This is a genomic window from Synechococcus sp. CBW1004 (assembly GCF_015840715.1).
Classification (GTDB): Bacteria; Cyanobacteriota; Cyanobacteriia; order PCC-6307; family Cyanobiaceae; genus Cyanobium.
In genome coordinates this window covers 1739697-1755613 of sequence record NZ_CP060397.1, presented here as the reverse complement: position 1 = coordinate 1755613, position 15917 = coordinate 1739697, and the positions used below count along the sequence as shown (strand labels likewise).

Sequence of the window (15917 nt, the reverse complement as noted above, 5' to 3'; positions counted from 1 at the left end):
GATGACGCTGCTTCAGACAAGGCTGTCCTGCGCTGAGGTGCATCAGCGTCTGCAGCAGACCTTTGCCCAGCTCAGCGAGGCCTACCCGGCCAAGCTCACCACCTACGACTTCTCGATCGCCGGACGACGCGTCGTCGGTCGTTTCCTCGGCGCCGAACTGGCCCGGATCTTCCGCACCGCCTTCGAGCCCTACGCTGGCGATGGCCCCCCGGCCCTTGAGATCTGCCTGTGGGATGAGACACCGGACACGGGCATCGATCCGCGCCTTGGGCTCTTCCATCGTCTCAATGAGCAGCAACTGCGGCAGGACGTGGTCACGGGCACCTCCGTGAGTGGCCGTTACGTCTGTCACATCGCCAAGGGCTGGCTCAACGTCCTCGACCTGGAGCAACCTGCCCTGGTGGGCTGCGTGCTGGATCGCTCCCGCTTCCATCTCCACGAGCGGGCGCGCCCGCTGGAATGGCCCCTGAGGTTCTGGCTGCGCCGCATCGGCCTGCCGGTGTTGCATGCGGGGCTCGTCAGCAAGGATGGGAGGGGTCTGCTGATCGGTGGACCCGCTGGTGCCGGCAAATCCACCCTGGCGCTGGCCTGCCTGGATGCAGGCTTCGGATTTCTCTCCGACGACAAGATCGGTCTGGAGACCGTGGCACCGGGCGTGTTCGTCGGTCACCGCCTCTATCGCTCGATCCTCGCCAGCGTCGACATGATGCAGCACTTCCCCCAGCACCGGCCCCAGGCCCACCGGCTGGAAACCGATGCGCTGAACAAGGCGATCCTGATGGCCTCCGACCTCTTCCCCGATCGGATTCTGGCCTCCTCCCCCATCCACGCCGTGGTTCTGCCGCGCCGGGATCCTGCCCTGGCCGAGGCAAAACTTGTGCCGGCCCGCCGGGTGGAGGCCATGACCCGCATGCTGCCCAACTGCCTGCCCCTTTACCCCACCTGGGACAGCGGCGACATCGGACGGCTCAGCGATCTGCTGCGGGCCGTGCCTGTGCATTGGCTTGAGGGCACCGCGCCCCCCACCCAACTGCCCCAGCTGGTGGCGCAGGCCCTGCCCGGGAACGATCAGCGGCCATGAGGCTGCTGCTCTTCAGCCCCCACTTCCCCCCCTATGGATCCGGTGGCCCCACGGTGATCGATCGCCTGGCCCGGGGACTCCTCGGGCTGGGGCATGAGGTGCTGGTGGTCACCACCCAATACACCGTGGATCTGCCGGATCAGGACCTCCGCCATGGCGTGCAGGTGCGCCGGTTCCCCTTCTGGGAAGCGGTGGCCCGGCCCACACCCACCGCCATGGCAGCAGGCCTGCACTGGCTGGCCGATCAGAAGCGATCCTTCCGGCCGGATGTGGTGCACCTGTGCATGGTGTCGCCAATCGATCTCTTCCATTGGCAGAGCCGCAGCGCAGCTCCTGTCCCCACTGTGGTGACGCTGCATGGCGAGCTCGAGCCGAGCCTGTGCCGGCCCTTGCGGCCGGGAACGGTGTTTGACCACGCCCTGCGCCGGGCCGATGCGCTCGTGGCCTGTTCCCGGGCTGTTCAGGCCGATCTGCTCGAGGTGTTGCCCGCAGCGGCAGGTCGCAGCCTGGTGATCCCCAATGGCATGGAACCGCCGCCACGCCAGGCCGCTCCCGTCAGCATCAGCCCACCGGAGCTCCTCTGTGTGGCCCGACTGGTGGCGGGCAAGGGGGTCGACATCGCCCTGCGGGCCTTCGCGGAGATCCGGGCGGCGCTGCCGGAGGCCCGGTTCACCATCGCCGGCGATGGTCACGATCGCCCCCGGCTGGAGCAGCTGGCAGAGCACCTGGGGGTGTCCCGCTCGGTCCGCTTCCTCGGGTGGAAGCGCAGCGAACGTTGCCTGGAGCTCATGGAAGCGTCCTCCCTGCTGCTCGTGAGCTCCCTGTCGGAGGGATTCGGCCTGACGGCCCTGGAGGCCGCCTGGATGCGTCGTCCTGTGGTGGCCAGCAGGACCGGCGGGCTGGTGGAGGTGGTGGAGCACGGGGTCACCGGCCTACTGGTGACCCCAGGCGACGCCGGAGAAATGGCCGCCGCCGCCCTTGAGCTGCTGCAGGATCTGCCGCGATGCCGCAACTTTGGAGATGCGGCGCAGCAGCGGGCCCGGGAGCTCTTCGCTCTGGATCGGCAGGTGGGGGCCTACGCCACCCTTTACGCGCGCCTGGCCTCCAGACACTCCGGATGAGCCGCGACCTCAGCCCCCCCGCAACTGACGGAGCACCGCGGCCTTGTGCTGCTCATACTCCGGGGCTGGCAGCGAGCTGCGCAGGACCTGCTCGATCAGCACCAGCGCATGCACACAGCGGTTCTGCGCCAGCAGATGATCCAGGAGGGGTTGGAGCAGATCCGGGGATGGCCGGCATTGCATCCAGCGCAGATGCTGCGCTTCATAGTGCGCATCCAGCTGAAGGTGGCTGGGATGATGCAGTGGAAACTCCAGGGAAAAGCGGGGCGTGTTCTGAAACAGCAGGGCATGGCTCATGGAGGTGTGCGTTGCCTGCGGCCCGAAACCGATATTGCTGATCAGATTCCTTGCCGGGAAAAGGGAGAGGCCACCTTTCAGCATCTTGGAGAGGGTCCAGATGATGCACCAATCATCAGCCAGTTTTTCCATGGAAAAGGTCTGAAAGGGGTGCAGGAATTCAGCCTGTGTGTCCCCATTCCACCCCACCTGCGTGGTTGTGAGCTGATGCGCCAGTCTGCGCCAGTTGGGCGCATCCCGGCGAAAGCATTGCCAGGCCGTCCTCCAGGTGGCCCACCCCCAGACACTGCCGTATTGAAAGGTTGCGTGGTAGCTGCTGGCGTCGGGCATCCACGCGATCAGTCGGTTGTGCCCACCGATGTGCATCACCCGTGGATCCTCACGGTAGTGGTGCAGCAGCGCTTCGCAGTAGGCAAAGAAGGAGAGATCCGGCAGGCAGTCGTCCTCCAGGAGGATTGCTTCCTCCACCTGCGCGAACACCCAGTCGAGGCCGCTCACCATGCGCTGGCCACAGCCGAGATTCGTGCTGGCGAAATCCGTCAGCACCTCGCAGGGCCAGTCCGGCGCACTGACGATGGCGCGGGCCTGCTCACAGAGCAGGGGATCCTCGCAGTGGGTGGGCCGCGGGCCGTCAGCCACAAGAAGGAGCTGGCGCGGCCGCACCTGGCGGATCGCCGCAAACACCTGGCGGGTGCACTCCGGACGGTTGAAGAGGAAGAGAACGACGGGGGGTTTCACAAGGTTCGGACCCTGACCGACCTGGGGCTGGGCCCATCAGCCTGGTCATAAAATGGTCGCAGACGTTTGGGGAGCTCCTTGGGGATCGAGGCGGGCTCGGACGCCGGCATCACCGTGAGTGTGCTGGTGGCCAGCCGCAACCGGGAAGACCTCCTTCACGGTTGTTTGGAGTCACTGCTGGCCCAGACCCTCCAATCCATGGAGATCCTGGTCATACACGGTCCCGGCGGGAACGACTGGGAGGCGACAGCTCCATACCGTGCCGACCCCCGGATCCGCGGCGTGCCCTCCCCCCGGCCAGGGCTGTATGCCGCCTGGAATGCGGGTATCCTGGTGAGCCAGGGGCAATACCTCTGCAATCTCAACAGCGATGATCGGTTGCGCGAGGATGCGCTGGCGGTGATGGCGGCTGCCCTCGATGCCCATCCCGAGGTTTGCCTCGTCTATGGAGATTCGTTGGTCACCACCCGCCCCGGCGAAACGTTTGCGCACAACTCCAGCCGCGGCCGCAGGCTCGCCCAGCCCACCTACCAGCCACGGGTGCTTCTGGCCGGGTGCTGCTGCGGGCCCCATCCGATGTGGCGCCGCTCGGTGCACGCCTGGGCCGGAGGCTTCGATGAAACCTATGCCATCACAGGAGACTATGCGTTCTGGCTGCGTCTGGCTGAGCGGGCGCCGATGCTGCACCTGGAGGAAACACTGGGGTTGTATCTCGACCATCCTCAGGGCTTGTCCCGTGCCGATCCTGCCCGGGCGGTAGCCGAGCGGGTGCGAGCGATGAAGTCGGTGTTGCATCGCTACCGGGACATCATCCGGGTGGATGGGGTGCCCCTCGAGCCCTTGATATGAGCGACACCTCCCCCCAGGCCATCCTGCTGACGACCGATTTTCCCCCCATGAGTGGTGGAATCGCCTGCTTCCTGCATGGACTCTGGGACGAGCTGGCCACATCCCTCCCAGCGACGGTGCTCTCCACTGTGCCGGCGGGCACGGCACCCAGGCCCCATCGCTACCGACTGGAGATCCTGGAGGCCGTGGGGGCTCCAGGCCTGACCACCTCGCAGCGACTGTTGCGCATGCGGGGGGAGGCTGTGCCAGCCACCCTGGCCCATCTGAAGGCGGCGGGAGCCGATGCCCTGGTCTTTATCGGCGTCTGGAGCGTCATGGCCCATCACTGGTGCCAGGCGCTGCAGAAATCCGCCATTCCCTACGCCATCTTTGCCCACGATGGGGAGCTCACGGACGCTGAGATGTATGCCAGCGTAGACCCCTGGCGACAGGGCGATGTGCGGGCCGCACGCTTCCTCCTCGCCAACAGTCGGGACACGGCGACCCGGCTGCGAATGCGCTACGGCGAAACTCTCGACATCCGGGTGCTGAACCCCGGGGTGCCGGACCGGCCCGTCCCAGAGAATCTCCGTCCCTGGGTGGCGGCCCTGAAGGCCGACCTCCAGCTCGACGGGGGACGGGTGCTGCTCACCGTGGCGCGGCTGGAACGCAGCAAGGGAATCGACCTGGTGATCCGGTGCCTGCCTGATCTGGCCCGCGCCTTTCCAGGCCTGCGCTATCTGGTGGCGGGAGAGGGTCCGGAACGGGAGGCTCTGGAATCCCTCGCCCGCAGCCTGGGAGTAGCTCCGCTGGTGACCTTCCTCGGACGGGTGGACGAGCTCTGCAAGCAGGCCCTTTACGACCTCTGCGAGGTGTACGTGATGCCCAGCCGGCTGGTGCCCGGCCGCCCGTTGGAGGGCTTCGGGATCGTCTTCCTGGAGGCGGCGGTCGCCGCCCGGCCCTGTGTGGCAGGTCGGGTAGGGGGAACGGCCGATGCAGTCGTCGATGGCGTCACCGGCCTTCGGGTGGACAGCTCCGACCCGCGGGAGACCCTGGCGGCCCTGGACCGACTATTGCGAGATGGGGCCCTGCGCCTGCGGCTGGGGGAGGCGGGCCGGGAGCGGGTGAGGCGGCACTTCCTCTGGCCAGCGGTTGCCGGCCGCTTCCTCCGGGAGACCGGCCTCGGCTGATGAGGGGGGCCCCAGGGTGCGCCGCCGATCCGCCCAGCGTTTGACGATCCGCAGAAACTCCTGGCGGCTGTCCTGCTCCCGCCGCTGGCTGAGATTGCGCCCATGCATCCGGTGAAGGGTGAGGGCCTCCGGAAGCAGCAGCCGTTTCAGGCCAGCGGCCTCCGCCCGCAAAAACCAGTCCACCGCATCGGCGAACCAGAGATCCGGATCAAACAGGCCCACGGTCTCGAAGACCTGGCGGCGGGCGAGCAGGGTGGTGGTGGCAAACCCTGGCACGGGCTCGGACGCCCGCGGCAGGTGCTGCAAGCGCTGGGCCTGTTCGGCCGCCTCTGGCTCCCAGATCAGTCGGGCATGGCTGACACAGAGGTCGAGGGCGGGATCCGCCTCAAAACACCGCAACTGGAGCTCCAGCTTGTCGGACTGCCAGAGATCATCCGGATCGAGGAAGGCAAGGAAGGCGCCCCGGGCCTCCTGCACACCCCGGTTGCGGGTCGCCGCGGGGCCGAGCCTGGTCTGCTGGACAACCCGGACCCTGCTGCCGGCGGCAGCTGCAATGGCCAGGGTGTCATCTTCCGAGCCGTCATCCACCACGACCACCTCTAGCTCCCCGTGGGTCTGATCGAGGATGCTGGCCAGGGCCTGGGGCAGGTAACGGGCCGCGTTGAAGGTGGGAACAACACAGCTGACCAGCTGGTGCTCAGGTGGCATGCGGGGCGGGGAGAGGGTCGTCGTCGCTCAGCTCCCAGGGGATCTCGCCAGCATCGGGCATGGGCGGATCAAGGGCCAGCAGCTGTTCCATGTCGCGGAACACCTCAAAGGCCGGAGGCTCGTAGGGACGCTTCTCGGCCACCGGAGGAGATTCGGGCTGGGGGCTCTCCGCCTCCGTTGTGGCGGCTCGGATGATTCCCTCAGCATCGAGGAGGTCGAGAAGGCCTCGCAGATCCGTCTCTGCTTTTTCCCTGCTCACATCATAAACATTGCAGAGATGGCACAGCAATGCGTCCATGGTTTGACACTGCTCGAGCAGGGGCCAGATCTCTCCTGCCGCCTGGTTACTCGTGTAATAACAGCCTGTGGCCAGATTGATCACGACTACTTCTCCATCCATCACCTGGGCCGCCACCAAATCCGTTGCAACTTCGTAGCAGTGAGACGAATCCACAGGTATTACCCCGCCAATTGGCCGTACAGTTTACAAAAGTCGTCAAGGTGGGCCGTCCAGCTGAACTGCTCAGCCGCACGACGCCGGCCTTCCTCACCGAGGCGACGGGTCAGCTCCGGATCCGCCAGCAGCCGCAACACGGCCCTGGCGAGGGCCTCGGGGTCCTCCCGCTCCACCAGCAGCCCGGTTTCGTCGTGCAACACCACCTCAGGCAGGCCCCCCACCCGGGAAGCCACCACCGGGCGGGCCTGCTGGGCCGCTTGCAGGGCAACAATGCCGAAGGCTTCCTTCCAGCGGGAGGGCACCACCACAAGGGTGGCGGTGTTGATCAACCCCGGCACGGCCTGGGGATCCACCCATCCCAGGAACCGCACCCGATCCCCCAGCCCGAGCTCCTGGGCGATGGCCTGGAGCTCGGGACGGGAAGGGCCATCGCCAGCAACGACGACCTGCAACCCGGGATGGTGCGGCACGATGGCGGGCAGAGCCCGTAGAGCCACATCAAAGCCCTTCTCGGGCACGAGGCGGCCCAGCAGCAACAGCACAGGTGGATCCCAGGGGAGTGGGGGGGGCGCGGAGGCCGGTGGATCCAGCGCATTCAGGATCACGGAGGATCGGGCCAGGGTGTCCGGCAGCTGCTGGTGCACGGTGCCCAGCACGCTCACCGTGTTGCCTGTGATCCAGTCGGCGGCGGTGAGGGATCTGACCATCAGAGAATCGGGCCGCTGCAGGTCTCCCTCCAGGCTCACCCGCAACGAGAGCAGGGTGGGGCAGGGATGGAGATGGCGGGTCATCAGGTGAAAGATCACCGAGGGATCCGTGAGGTGCAGGTGCACCAGATCGGGCTGAAAGCTTTGTTTCAGGGCTCCCACCTCCCGCCGCAGGTGGGCCATCAAGCCCGGGTCCTTCTTCTGGAACGCTTCCTCGAAACGAAAGCGATGCACTGGGATGCCTTCCACCTCCTGAAACGGGGGAAGGTCGCGCCCACCCGGCGAGGTGATCACCCGAAACTCATGGCCGCGCCTCACCATCTCCGGCAGGAAGCGAGAGGCGTGCACTTCAACGCCACCGATATGGGGCCAAAAGCGCTGGGTCCAGTACAGCACTTTCATGGTGAGCCCTGGAAAGCGAGCCGAGCGAGGGCCGATGGCGCCGCGGTGAGCCGGCTGTGCCAGTGGCGCAATAACAACTGGGATCCAGATGGTGAGGGAGACGCCTCCAGGCGCTTCAGATACGCGCCATCTGGAACGAGCAACCAGCGGGCCAGGCTGATCCTGGAGCGGGCGCCCACGGCCTGCCAGAGCGTCCCGAAATGGCCCCCTTCGCCGAGGCGGGCGGCGTGAATGAGCAGCTCCCGCTCAAGCCCGTCCGCCCGGGAAGCGTCCGCGGCCAGGGCCTCCAGAAGCGTGGACGGGATGGGGGTGCCGATGTCATGGGCGAGATAGCCCAGCGTCACCGCCAGCTGGGCCGAAAGGCCATGGTCCGCCGCGGTGGTGCGCAGACGCGACCAGTCGATCTCCTCGCTCTGAACCACGATCGCGTGGGCATCGCTCACCCAGCGCAGAGACGTGCGCCCGCCGCGACAGGCGGCATGGCAGCACACATGCAGCAAGAGATCATCCGCAGAGGGCAGCAGCAGGGAGGTGCCAAGGATCGTGGCCTGACGTGCGCGGACCTGCAGATCCTCCAGCAAAGGCCCAAAAAAGGGTGAAGGCAGGGGCTTTGGGTGGAGCCGCACCGGAAGGAGTCGCCTGTGAAGGAAGGCGCGCCCCGCATCAGCCGAGGCTTCTTCCCTTAATCCCGACTGGACGAGGACTTCGGATGCCCTGTCGAGATGGGACTCCGGCACCAGCAGGTCGAGATCATGGCAGTGGCGAAGCCAGGGCTTCGGCAGCACCCCCTCCGCCACGGCCGCCCCCCGGGCCAGCAGAAAAGGGAGCCCCGCGGCCGAGAGGGAGGCGAGAACAGCAGCGGCGATCTCCTGATACCGTTCCGTGCGCCGCTGCTCGTGCAGCTGGGCCGCCCGCAACCAGGTGGCATCGTGCCGATCCAGACTGGCGCCGGCCTCCAGCAGGGAGCAGGCCAAAACCGCGGACAGGCTGCGCAGGCTGCGCTGGGCGCCCCCCATCCCCTCCGCGGGGCCATGGCGGGCCCGCCAGGTGGACCAAGCCTCCAGCGCCCTGGGAGCCGGTGCCAGACAGGCGAGAAGAAACAGGGTTGGATCCTGGTCGGGAAGAAGGCCGGCCAACAGGTCCAGCGGCGCCTGCCGTAGCCATGGTCTGGGGAAGGGGCCGTTGGCTGAAGTGGGCAATGGAGGAGACGGCCCCGAGCTGGTACGGGGATTCAGGGGGTCATCCTCCCACCTGATGCTGGCGTTCCGCCTCCTGGCGCTCGGCCGCAGTGAGGCGGAGCACTCCATCGGCCATGGCGATCAGAGCGGGGTCGTGGCTGCTCACCAGCACCAGCCTCTGCCGGGCACGCTCCTTGAGAATGGTGCTGACCCGTTCCGAGGCTTCAGCATCGAGGTAGGCCGTGGGCTCATCCAGCACCTCCACGGGCCGATCCCGCAGCCAGGCCCGCAACAGGCCGAGGCGATGGATCTCGCCGCCGGAGAAGTGATCCAACATGAGGGGGAGGGTGCCGTCCAGGCCCCCGCTCCGTTCCAGCAGGTGGGCCAGGCCCAGGCGCTCCATCCAGGCTTCGATGATCCCGCTTCCCTGGTGCTGATCGAGGGTGAGGTTGTTGCGGAGGCTGGCCTCGAAGAGCACGGCCACCTGGGGCGCATAGGCCAGCACCTGCCGCAGCTGGCCGGCTCCCGCCGGCCCGGCGAGCAGGACATCCCCCTGCCGGGTCTGGAGCTGCCAGGCACTCCGCTCCTCCCCCAGCAGGCCGCAGAACCGGTCGAGGAGCGTGGTCTTGCCGCTGCCGGAGGGCCCCACCACCACCATCAGGGCCCCCGGTCGGAGATGCAGGGTGGGGGAATTCCCGGGGGGGGCAGCCATCCCATCGGCCCCGGTCCAGCACAACCCCTGCCAGACGGCGGGATCCCTCAGCAAACCGAGCCGCTCGGGGGAGGTGGTGCGCGACGGCGACGGCACGGGCGGTGGCGTGAGTCTGGAACGCCGCTCACAGAGGGTGGCATAGCCGGGAAGGGCTCCCAGGCAATGACGCTGGGCACCGATGGCGGCGCTGAGAACGGTGCCACTGCGATAGGCGAACAGCAGGGTGGTGGCCACCGCCGAGGCCGGCAGGTCCCCCCGACCCCAAATCAGCCATACCCCCACCACCAGCACCACGAGGGTGTCGCGGAGGGCATTGAACGTGGCCTGGCGCCGCACGATCTGGAACAGCACCTGGCGGTAGCGGAGGGCTTCCTGGGAGAAGCGACGCAGCAACCAGGTTTCTCCGCCGGCGGCACGCACCGCCTTGACTCCGTGCAGGCCATCCCCGACCGTGCGCTGCAGGGCAGCATTGATCCGGGTGCGCAGGCGCCCGAGCTTCCAGCTGCCAGACCGCTGGAGCAGGGCGGCCACGCCCGTGGCCACCAACGCCAGCAGCAGGGGCGCGGCAGCCCCCCGACCCACCGCCAGCACGCCGACCGCAAGCAACAGCAGCGAGAGGAGAGCCTGGAGGACCCGGGTGCCCTGCTCCAGGGCCAGCACGCTGCTGGAGATGTCGGCGATCAGGAGCCCGATCAGATCCCCTCTACCCATCTGCTGAAGGTTGAGGGAAGGGGCATGGAGCACCTGGCTCAGCAGTCCCTGGCGCAGCTGATCGGCGAAGGAACACCGCAGGTCCTCCTGCCCGATGGTGATCAGGGCCTGCAGGGTGCCCCGCAGCAGCATCAGTGCCAGGAGGGTCAACAGGGCCTGGGGGAGCGGGAGCTCGAGATGGAACGGGAACCGGGCGGCAGGGGAGGAGCCGCTCTGCAGCAGGAGCGACACCCCCAGACCCAGGCCGCTGATCTCCACCAGGCTGCTCAGGAAGGTGTACAGAATGAGCCGCAACACATGCCGCCAGCCCGCCTCCCGCGCCAGCTGCCCTAGGAGCGAGAGATTGCGGAGACGGGTGACAATGGCAGGGAGGAAGGCAGGGCGCGGCATGGGGCGAGCAGGGAGGGCGGGATCCCGGGGCAGCGTCGCCACTGGTCTGATCAAGTGGGCAGCAGTGGCACCAAGGGTAAGAAGGGGCCTTGCGGCAGACCGCCCCGCGATGGGAACCGACGCCGGAGCGGCCCGCCCAGCCGGCTGGGTGGCCTCCAGACCCCTGCTCCTTCAGGTCCTGCACTGGCTGGTGGATCCCCAGGGTGCCTCTGCCGGTGGCCCACCGCAGATCGGCCATCCGCCGGGGTTCCTGCAGGCGGTGCGCCGCCACCGGCTGGCCATTCCTCTGGCTCGCCATGCGGACGTCCTCTCCCTGCCGGCGAGCCTGGCGGACCCGCTGGTGCGGGAGGCCCGCCACCAGCAGCGGGCGTCCCTGGCCCTGATCGCCCTGGCCCTGGAGGCGCAGGCGGCCCTGGAGCAGGCGGGCCTGCGCGCCCTGCTGCTCAAGGGGCCGGCACTGGCCGTGCAGACCACCGGTGTGGCGAGGGGACGGGGTGGGGGGGATCTGGATCTGCTGGTGGCTCCGGAGGATCTGCCCGCCGTGGTGGCCCTGCTGGAGGGGCTGGGCTTTCACCGACCCCCTGGGATGTTTCCACGCCGGCTCGATTCGTTCTGGGGGCGCTACGCCCGCTGGACGGGCCACGAACTCAGCCTGGAACGGCCAGGAAGTCCCTGCCTGGATCTGCACTGGGGCATCAACACGGTGCGGGCACCCCTGCCCCCGTTTGAGGCCCTCTGGCAGGCCCGCCAGACGGTGAACCTCAACGGCAGAGCCGTGCCCACCCTGTCGCTGGATCACGCCTTCCGGCACAGCTGCCTGCACGCCGCCTCGGATCAGTGGATGACACTCCACCACCTGCTGGACGTCGCCCTCCTGGCCCGCCAGCTCCCCCCGGCCACCGGGCCGCGCCTGCGACGGGCGCGCTGCGTGCGCCACAGCTGCGCCGCCGCCTACGACGCCACAGGCTGCTCCGCCCTGCTGGCCTTCACCGATCCAGGGCGGCCCGACTGCCGGCGGGCCATCGCCCGCGCCCGCTGGGCCCAGGAGCGGCCGCCGCGGGTGAGCGCTGATGGGGCCTGGCATCCCGGCCACTGGCTGGACAACGTGGTGCGCCGAGCCTCCCTCAGCCCCTCCCCCCTCGACTGGCTGCGGGTGGTGGCGTGCTCCAGCCTGCCGCCCGCGGCCTTCAACGACCCCCTCACCGGCGAGGACCGGGGGCTTCTCGCCACGCTCCAGGCTCGCAGGGGTCGGCTACGGGAGCGGATGGCGGAGCGCCGCTGACGACAGCACGCGCTTCTACGGCATCAGCGCCAGCAGCTGGGCGATGCCGCAGAAGCCCGTGATCCCCGCGAACACCAGGCCGGCCCCCACCGTGGCGCCCGCCTGGATCCTGCTGAGCTGGTTCGCCTGGCTGAGGCCAAGGCCCAGCAGCACCAACCCCCCCGCGGAGATCTGCACCTGCCGCATCAGGGGCAGGGGGGCGTTGGCCAGGCGGTGCACCGGGTAGCCCGCCTGCTGCCAGCTGGGCAGTCCGCCCTCCAGGTCGCTCACGGGGTGGGGATGGCCCTGCCGGAGGAGGGTCTGAACCCCCCGGGCGCTGCGATTGCCGCTCTGGCACACCAGCACCAGGGGCCTTCCGGTAGTAGGGCACCGGGGAGCTGGGCCAGGGGCACGTTGCGGCTGCCGGGGATGTGGCCGGCGGCGTATTCCATGGGTTCGCGCACGTCGATCACGCTCACCCCTTGCGGTCAAGCCGGGCGGCGAGATCAGCGGCGCTGCAGCGTGGGTTGGAAAGGGAGGTCATGGATGGGGAAGAAGACGAAAGAAAAGACTTAGGGCCTCCTGAAAAAGCCAAATCCATTGCGGGGCAGCTGGTCTCGGCGATCAAGACCCGATAAACTGGGCCGGTACAGGGCAGTCCACGATTGCTGCAACTGCTGAACGCTGCAGATGTACCGCAAAACCCATAACGGCCAGCTTTCAATCGAGGAATTTCATGTGCCGTTTGGGGGCATGTTGGACCCGGACGCGCTGCTGTGCCGCAAATCCAAGGCCCATCCGGCGTTGCCCAGCTACCGGGGGCATGTGCTCATGGACAACCGCCATGCCCTGATCGTCGACTGTCGCGTCACGCAAGCGACGGGCACCGGAGAGCGGGATGCCGCCAAGGTGATGGCGGCAGATCGTCCCGGTGCCCACCAGAAAACGATCGGTGCCGACAAGAACTACGACACCAGGGGCTTTGTCGCAGAGATGCGCCGCATCGGAGTCACACCTCACGTGGCTCAGAACACTGCTCGCTCTGGTGGTTCCGCCATTGATGGCCGCACCACTCGCCATGAGGGCTACGGCAAGTCGATCAATGCCCGCCGCGGCATCGAGAAGGTGTTTGGCTGGATCAAGCAGTGGGGCGGTCTGCGTCAGTTCAAGCTGCGCGGCACCGAAAAGGTGGGTGCAGTGTTTGGCCTGCACGTGATCGCCTACAACCTGATCCGGCTGGGCAACCTGCTCAAACCGGCGATGGCGGCGGCATGAACAGGTGGTTGCCCCCCCAGAGGTGTGCCAACGAGGCGGCTTCCAGGAAGCCCCAACGGGGCAAAACGCCTGAAATCTGGCGTTCTGAACCGCTGAATCAACGAATCCAGCCCGAACAGCGCGTAATCAGATCACGCGAGGGAGGAACGCGGCGTTTCTGACGGTTTTTCCGCAAACTCTTAGGGAAGCTCTGATCAAGACCGGGAATTGAGCGCAAGCGTGTCTCATTCTCGTCAATGAGACACAAGTGGGGTATTTTGTCCTTGGCTACTCGCCAGGTGCTCCAATCCAGGGCCTGACTGGCTTATTTCTCGTGAGTTCCCCGATCATTTTTGGCTGCTCACCCTCAAGATGGCACACTTATTCTGTCATTTACGCTGTAGAAGGACAACGTTCGCGCACCATCCAGAGATTGGCGAGGGCAAACAGCATCGTCAGCTTGAGGTTGTTCTTGCGGATGCCTCGGTAGAAGACCTTCCGAAATCCAAACTGGCACTTGATGATCCGAAATGGATGCTCCACCTTTGCCCTGACATGTGCTTTCGCCGCCTCCATCAGATCCAGCAGTCTTCCCTCTGGGGTGTCCGCTAGAACTCGGCGCTGTCCGGGCTTCATGGCGATGCGCATCTCTGCTTCGCAGTCCTTGAACGCCTCACGCTTTTCGATGCCGATGTGGCCAGAGTCGCCGTAGATCACGCGTTCCTCGCCATGGACGCGATCGGGTGCCGTGTTCAGCTCATGGACGTTGGCAGCCGTGCTCACCACGGAATGGACCAGACCCGAGGCTGCATCCACACCGATGTGGCACCGCATCCCAAAGAACCACTGGTTGCCTTTGGCCACCGAGTGCATTTCAGGATCCCGCTCGCCCGTCTTGTTCTTGGTTGAACTGGGAGCGTTGATGATTGTGGCATCGAGGATCGTACCCTCCTTAAGCATCACGCCCTTCTCCCGCAGGCTCTGGTTCACCGTCTCCAGGATCTGCTCTGCTATCCGATTCTCTTCCAGGAGGTGGCGGAAGTTCAGGATCGTCGTCTCGTCAGGGATCCGGTCCTCAACCATGTCGATCCCAGCAAAGCGGCGGAAGCAGGGGGTATCGATCAGCATCTCCTCCATCAAGGGATCGGAAAGCGTGAACCACTGCTGCAGCAGGTGGATGCGCAGCATCACCTCCAGCGGAAACGGTGGGCGCCCGCCCTTGGCAGAAGGCCTGTGGTACACAGGCGAAATCAAGGCCAGGAAAGGATCCCAGGGCACTGTGGCTTCCATCTCATCGAGGAAGCGCTGCCGGCGCGTTTTCTTCTTGGCGTAGGTCTGCTCGTAGTCCGTGAAACCCAACTGGAGGGGGGCCGCCATCCGCTGCCAGTCTCATTATTGGAACTGTACTGATTCTATCGGGTTTTTCAGGGGTTCCTTAGGCCCTTTTCGCTGTCGATGAACACTGCTGGCGGCTCTTCGCCATTACTGCTGTGTTCCAGTCCCCAGCTGCCGAGCAGCTCAAGAAGGATCGTCCCATCCAGCGGCTCGCCATGCCAGCACAGGTTTTCCGGGTCCCAGAGCAATCGGTCCCAACTTGGCCCATTCCCAATCGGCCCCGCTGACGGAAGGAGCAGCTTTCCCCGCACCAACACCTCCACGCGATCGCCCATGTTGGTCTGCCAGCCCAGTTCCGAGTCCTCAGGTCGCAGGAGTATCCCAAGGATGGTCTCAGGGCCATCGCTCGCCATCACTTGCGGTGGATCTACTTGCCTGGCACCAGCCAGTTCCCGAACCGGGGTCCCTGGAGCGATGCCGGCAGCGGCCGCAATGGCGTTGATGATCTTGTGGTTTCTTCCCACTGTGGTTCCAGGCTGTAGAAACCGCTGCGCCAATGTGGCACTTCCCTGCGGCGGTATCACCTGCTGGAAAGACCAGGGGGTCTCACCACGACTGGTGGCCGGTCGGCCGCGCCGACCAGGGCTTGAGGCGACTAGCGCATAGGCCCATCCGTCCTTGTCTGTGATCGGCTCCCCGGTGGACTGATTCCTCAACACCGGCCAGTCGACCCCATCAGCTCTGTCCTTGGCCTCCTCTGCCAGCTCCCGTATGTTCCGTGGATCGCGGTTCAACACCTTGGCAAGCTCGTTGGCGGTCAGACGGGGGCCGGGCGGCATCTTGTTGAGGTGGCTTGCTGTGGGCCCAGCATGGCGCCACAAGTCCCTGCAAGGGCCATGACTTCACGCCTTTTTCACGCAGGGTGCGGCGCTGGTCGCTCCAGACTCAGTTCCTGCAGGCTTTCTCAGCATCGCTAATCCGCCTTCTAAGCAGCCGGTCGTTGGTTCGAATCCAACAGGGGGCGTTTCAAGCGTTGTTTGCGCGTGTCGCACTTTGAGCCCACTGTGAGCCGGGGGGGCGGTTCACGATGCGCCGGGGCTCGTGTGTAAAGCCCCTTGACGAAGCGCCACAGGCGGTAACGACTGGCGCCGCCTGGATGGGGGCGGCCCGAAACCCTCCCTAGCTTCAGCGAGCCACGTCCCGAATCGCCGTGCTGCCCAGTCCTGATCCCCAGTCGCGCTCTGAACTGACGACCCAGCTGGCGGTTGCCTGTCTCGGAGCGGGTGTGATCACCAGCGTGGCGGTCGCCCAGGGGCAGAATCCTCTTACGGCTCTAGGCATCACCTTGTTTTCAGCCGTTGCGGCCGTGGCTGTCGGTCAGGTGCTCTGACCCGCCTCATCCGATCGGTCGGGTTGTGCTTCGCGCCCGCGCTGATGCCGTGGTTCGGCAACGATTGAGGTTGGCTCGTGGGCATTGACTTCGACTCTGATCACATCGCCCACGCCACCTCGTCTTGTGCCCCCGGAACGGGATCCTGCCCCGGCCC

At 66.5% G+C, this 15917-nt stretch carries 15 protein-coding genes and 2 pseudogenes; 7 read left to right on the top strand and 10 right to left on the bottom strand.

All coding sequences use genetic code 11. From position 1 onward, the window contains the following. Position 1: 1 nt before the first annotated feature. Positions 2 to 1081 (top strand): hypothetical protein, encoded by a 1080-nt coding sequence (locus tag H8F25_RS08495; RefSeq protein ID WP_197213171.1) that lies wholly within the window; start codon positions 2 to 4, stop codon positions 1079 to 1081. After that, positions 1078 to 2202, top strand: coding sequence for a glycosyltransferase family 4 protein (locus tag H8F25_RS08490; RefSeq protein ID WP_197213169.1), 1125 nt, complete (start codon positions 1078 to 1080; stop codon positions 2200 to 2202). Before H8F25_RS08495 ends, H8F25_RS08490 begins: the two co-directional genes overlap by 4 nt. A gap of 9 nt (positions 2203 to 2211) precedes the next feature. Here the strand turns inward: H8F25_RS08490 and H8F25_RS08485 are convergent, their stop codons facing one another. Further along, entirely contained in the window at positions 2212 to 3000 is a 789-nt protein-coding gene (locus H8F25_RS08485) for a hypothetical protein (RefSeq protein WP_197213167.1), read from the bottom strand. 303 nt (positions 3001 to 3303) lie between these two features. Between H8F25_RS08485 and H8F25_RS08480 the strand changes: the two genes are divergently transcribed. Together H8F25_RS08480 and H8F25_RS08475 are read left to right on the top strand one after the other, a co-directional pair. Further along, the gene (locus H8F25_RS08480; RefSeq protein WP_231597279.1) at positions 3304 to 4086 is read left to right on the top strand and encodes a glycosyltransferase; all 783 of its coding nucleotides are present in this window, start codon (positions 3304 to 3306) and stop codon (positions 4084 to 4086) included. Continuing rightward, entirely contained in the window at positions 4083 to 5255 is a 1173-nt protein-coding gene (locus H8F25_RS08475; RefSeq protein ID WP_197213163.1) for a glycosyltransferase family 4 protein, read from the top strand. The genes H8F25_RS08480 and H8F25_RS08475 overlap by 4 nt, the downstream gene beginning before the upstream one ends. Here the strand turns inward: H8F25_RS08475 and H8F25_RS08470 are convergent. From H8F25_RS08470 to H8F25_RS08450, 5 genes are all read right to left on the bottom strand, one after another. Beyond that, positions 5136 to 5963, bottom strand: coding sequence for a glycosyltransferase family A protein (locus tag H8F25_RS08470; protein WP_197213161.1), 828 nt, complete (start codon positions 5961 to 5963; stop codon positions 5136 to 5138). The genes H8F25_RS08475 and H8F25_RS08470 overlap by 120 nt on opposite strands. Beyond that, positions 5953 to 6363, bottom strand: a complete 411-nt coding sequence (locus tag H8F25_RS08465) for a PqqD family protein (protein WP_231597338.1) — start codon at positions 6361 to 6363, stop codon at positions 5953 to 5955. Before H8F25_RS08465 ends, H8F25_RS08470 begins: the two co-directional genes overlap by 11 nt. A gap of 59 nt (positions 6364 to 6422) precedes the next feature. After that, on the bottom strand, positions 6423 to 7529 hold the full coding sequence (locus H8F25_RS08460) for a glycosyltransferase family 4 protein (RefSeq protein WP_197213157.1): 1107 nt from the start codon (positions 7527 to 7529) through the stop codon (positions 6423 to 6425). Further along, positions 7526 to 8665: a nucleotidyltransferase family protein gene (locus H8F25_RS08455; protein WP_197213156.1), complete on the bottom strand. Its 1140-nt coding sequence runs from the start codon at positions 8663 to 8665 to the stop codon at positions 7526 to 7528. Before H8F25_RS08455 ends, H8F25_RS08460 begins: the two co-directional genes overlap by 4 nt. A gap of 103 nt (positions 8666 to 8768) precedes the next feature. After that, complete coding sequence (locus H8F25_RS08450) at positions 8769 to 10520, bottom strand: ATP-binding cassette domain-containing protein (RefSeq protein ID WP_197213155.1); 1752 nt, start codon at positions 10518 to 10520, stop codon at positions 8769 to 8771. A gap of 109 nt (positions 10521 to 10629) precedes the next feature. Here H8F25_RS08450 and H8F25_RS08445 point away from each other — a divergent pair, with 109 nt between their 5' ends. After that, complete coding sequence (locus H8F25_RS08445) at positions 10630 to 11802, top strand: nucleotidyltransferase family protein (protein WP_197213153.1); 1173 nt, start codon at positions 10630 to 10632, stop codon at positions 11800 to 11802. A 15-nt stretch (positions 11803 to 11817) separates the two neighbouring features. Here the strand turns inward: H8F25_RS08445 and H8F25_RS17685 are convergent, their stop codons facing one another. Beyond that, a complete protein-coding gene (locus H8F25_RS17685; RefSeq protein ID WP_231597412.1) occupies positions 11818 to 12072 on the bottom strand; it encodes a hypothetical protein in 255 nt (84 codons plus the stop codon). 21 nt (positions 12073 to 12093) lie between these two features. Beyond that, a pseudogene (locus H8F25_RS18145) lies at positions 12094 to 12233 on the bottom strand (rhodanese-like domain-containing protein); the annotation flags it as partial. Positions 12234 to 12540: 307 nt separating this feature from the next. On the opposite strand from H8F25_RS18145, the pseudogene H8F25_RS08435 reads away from it, so the two are divergent. Continuing rightward, a pseudogene (locus H8F25_RS08435) lies at positions 12541 to 13056 on the top strand (transposase); the annotation flags it as partial. 372 nt (positions 13057 to 13428) lie between these two features. Here the strand turns inward: H8F25_RS08435 and H8F25_RS08430 are convergent. Together H8F25_RS08430 and H8F25_RS08425 are read right to left on the bottom strand one after the other, a co-directional pair. After that, positions 13429 to 14412, bottom strand: a complete 984-nt coding sequence (locus H8F25_RS08430; RefSeq protein WP_197212525.1) for an IS5 family transposase — start codon at positions 14410 to 14412, stop codon at positions 13429 to 13431. Between the two features lie 47 nt (positions 14413 to 14459). Beyond that, positions 14460 to 15209: a hypothetical protein gene (locus tag H8F25_RS08425; RefSeq protein WP_197213151.1), complete on the bottom strand. Its 750-nt coding sequence runs from the start codon at positions 15207 to 15209 to the stop codon at positions 14460 to 14462. 371 nt (positions 15210 to 15580) lie between these two features. On the opposite strand from H8F25_RS08425, the gene H8F25_RS17675 reads away from it, so the two are divergent. Continuing rightward, positions 15581 to 15760 carry a hypothetical protein gene (locus tag H8F25_RS17675; protein WP_231597278.1) on the top strand — a complete coding sequence of 60 codons (180 nt, stop codon included), beginning with the start codon at positions 15581 to 15583 and terminating at the stop codon, positions 15758 to 15760. The last annotated feature ends 157 nt before the right edge of the window (positions 15761 to 15917 follow it).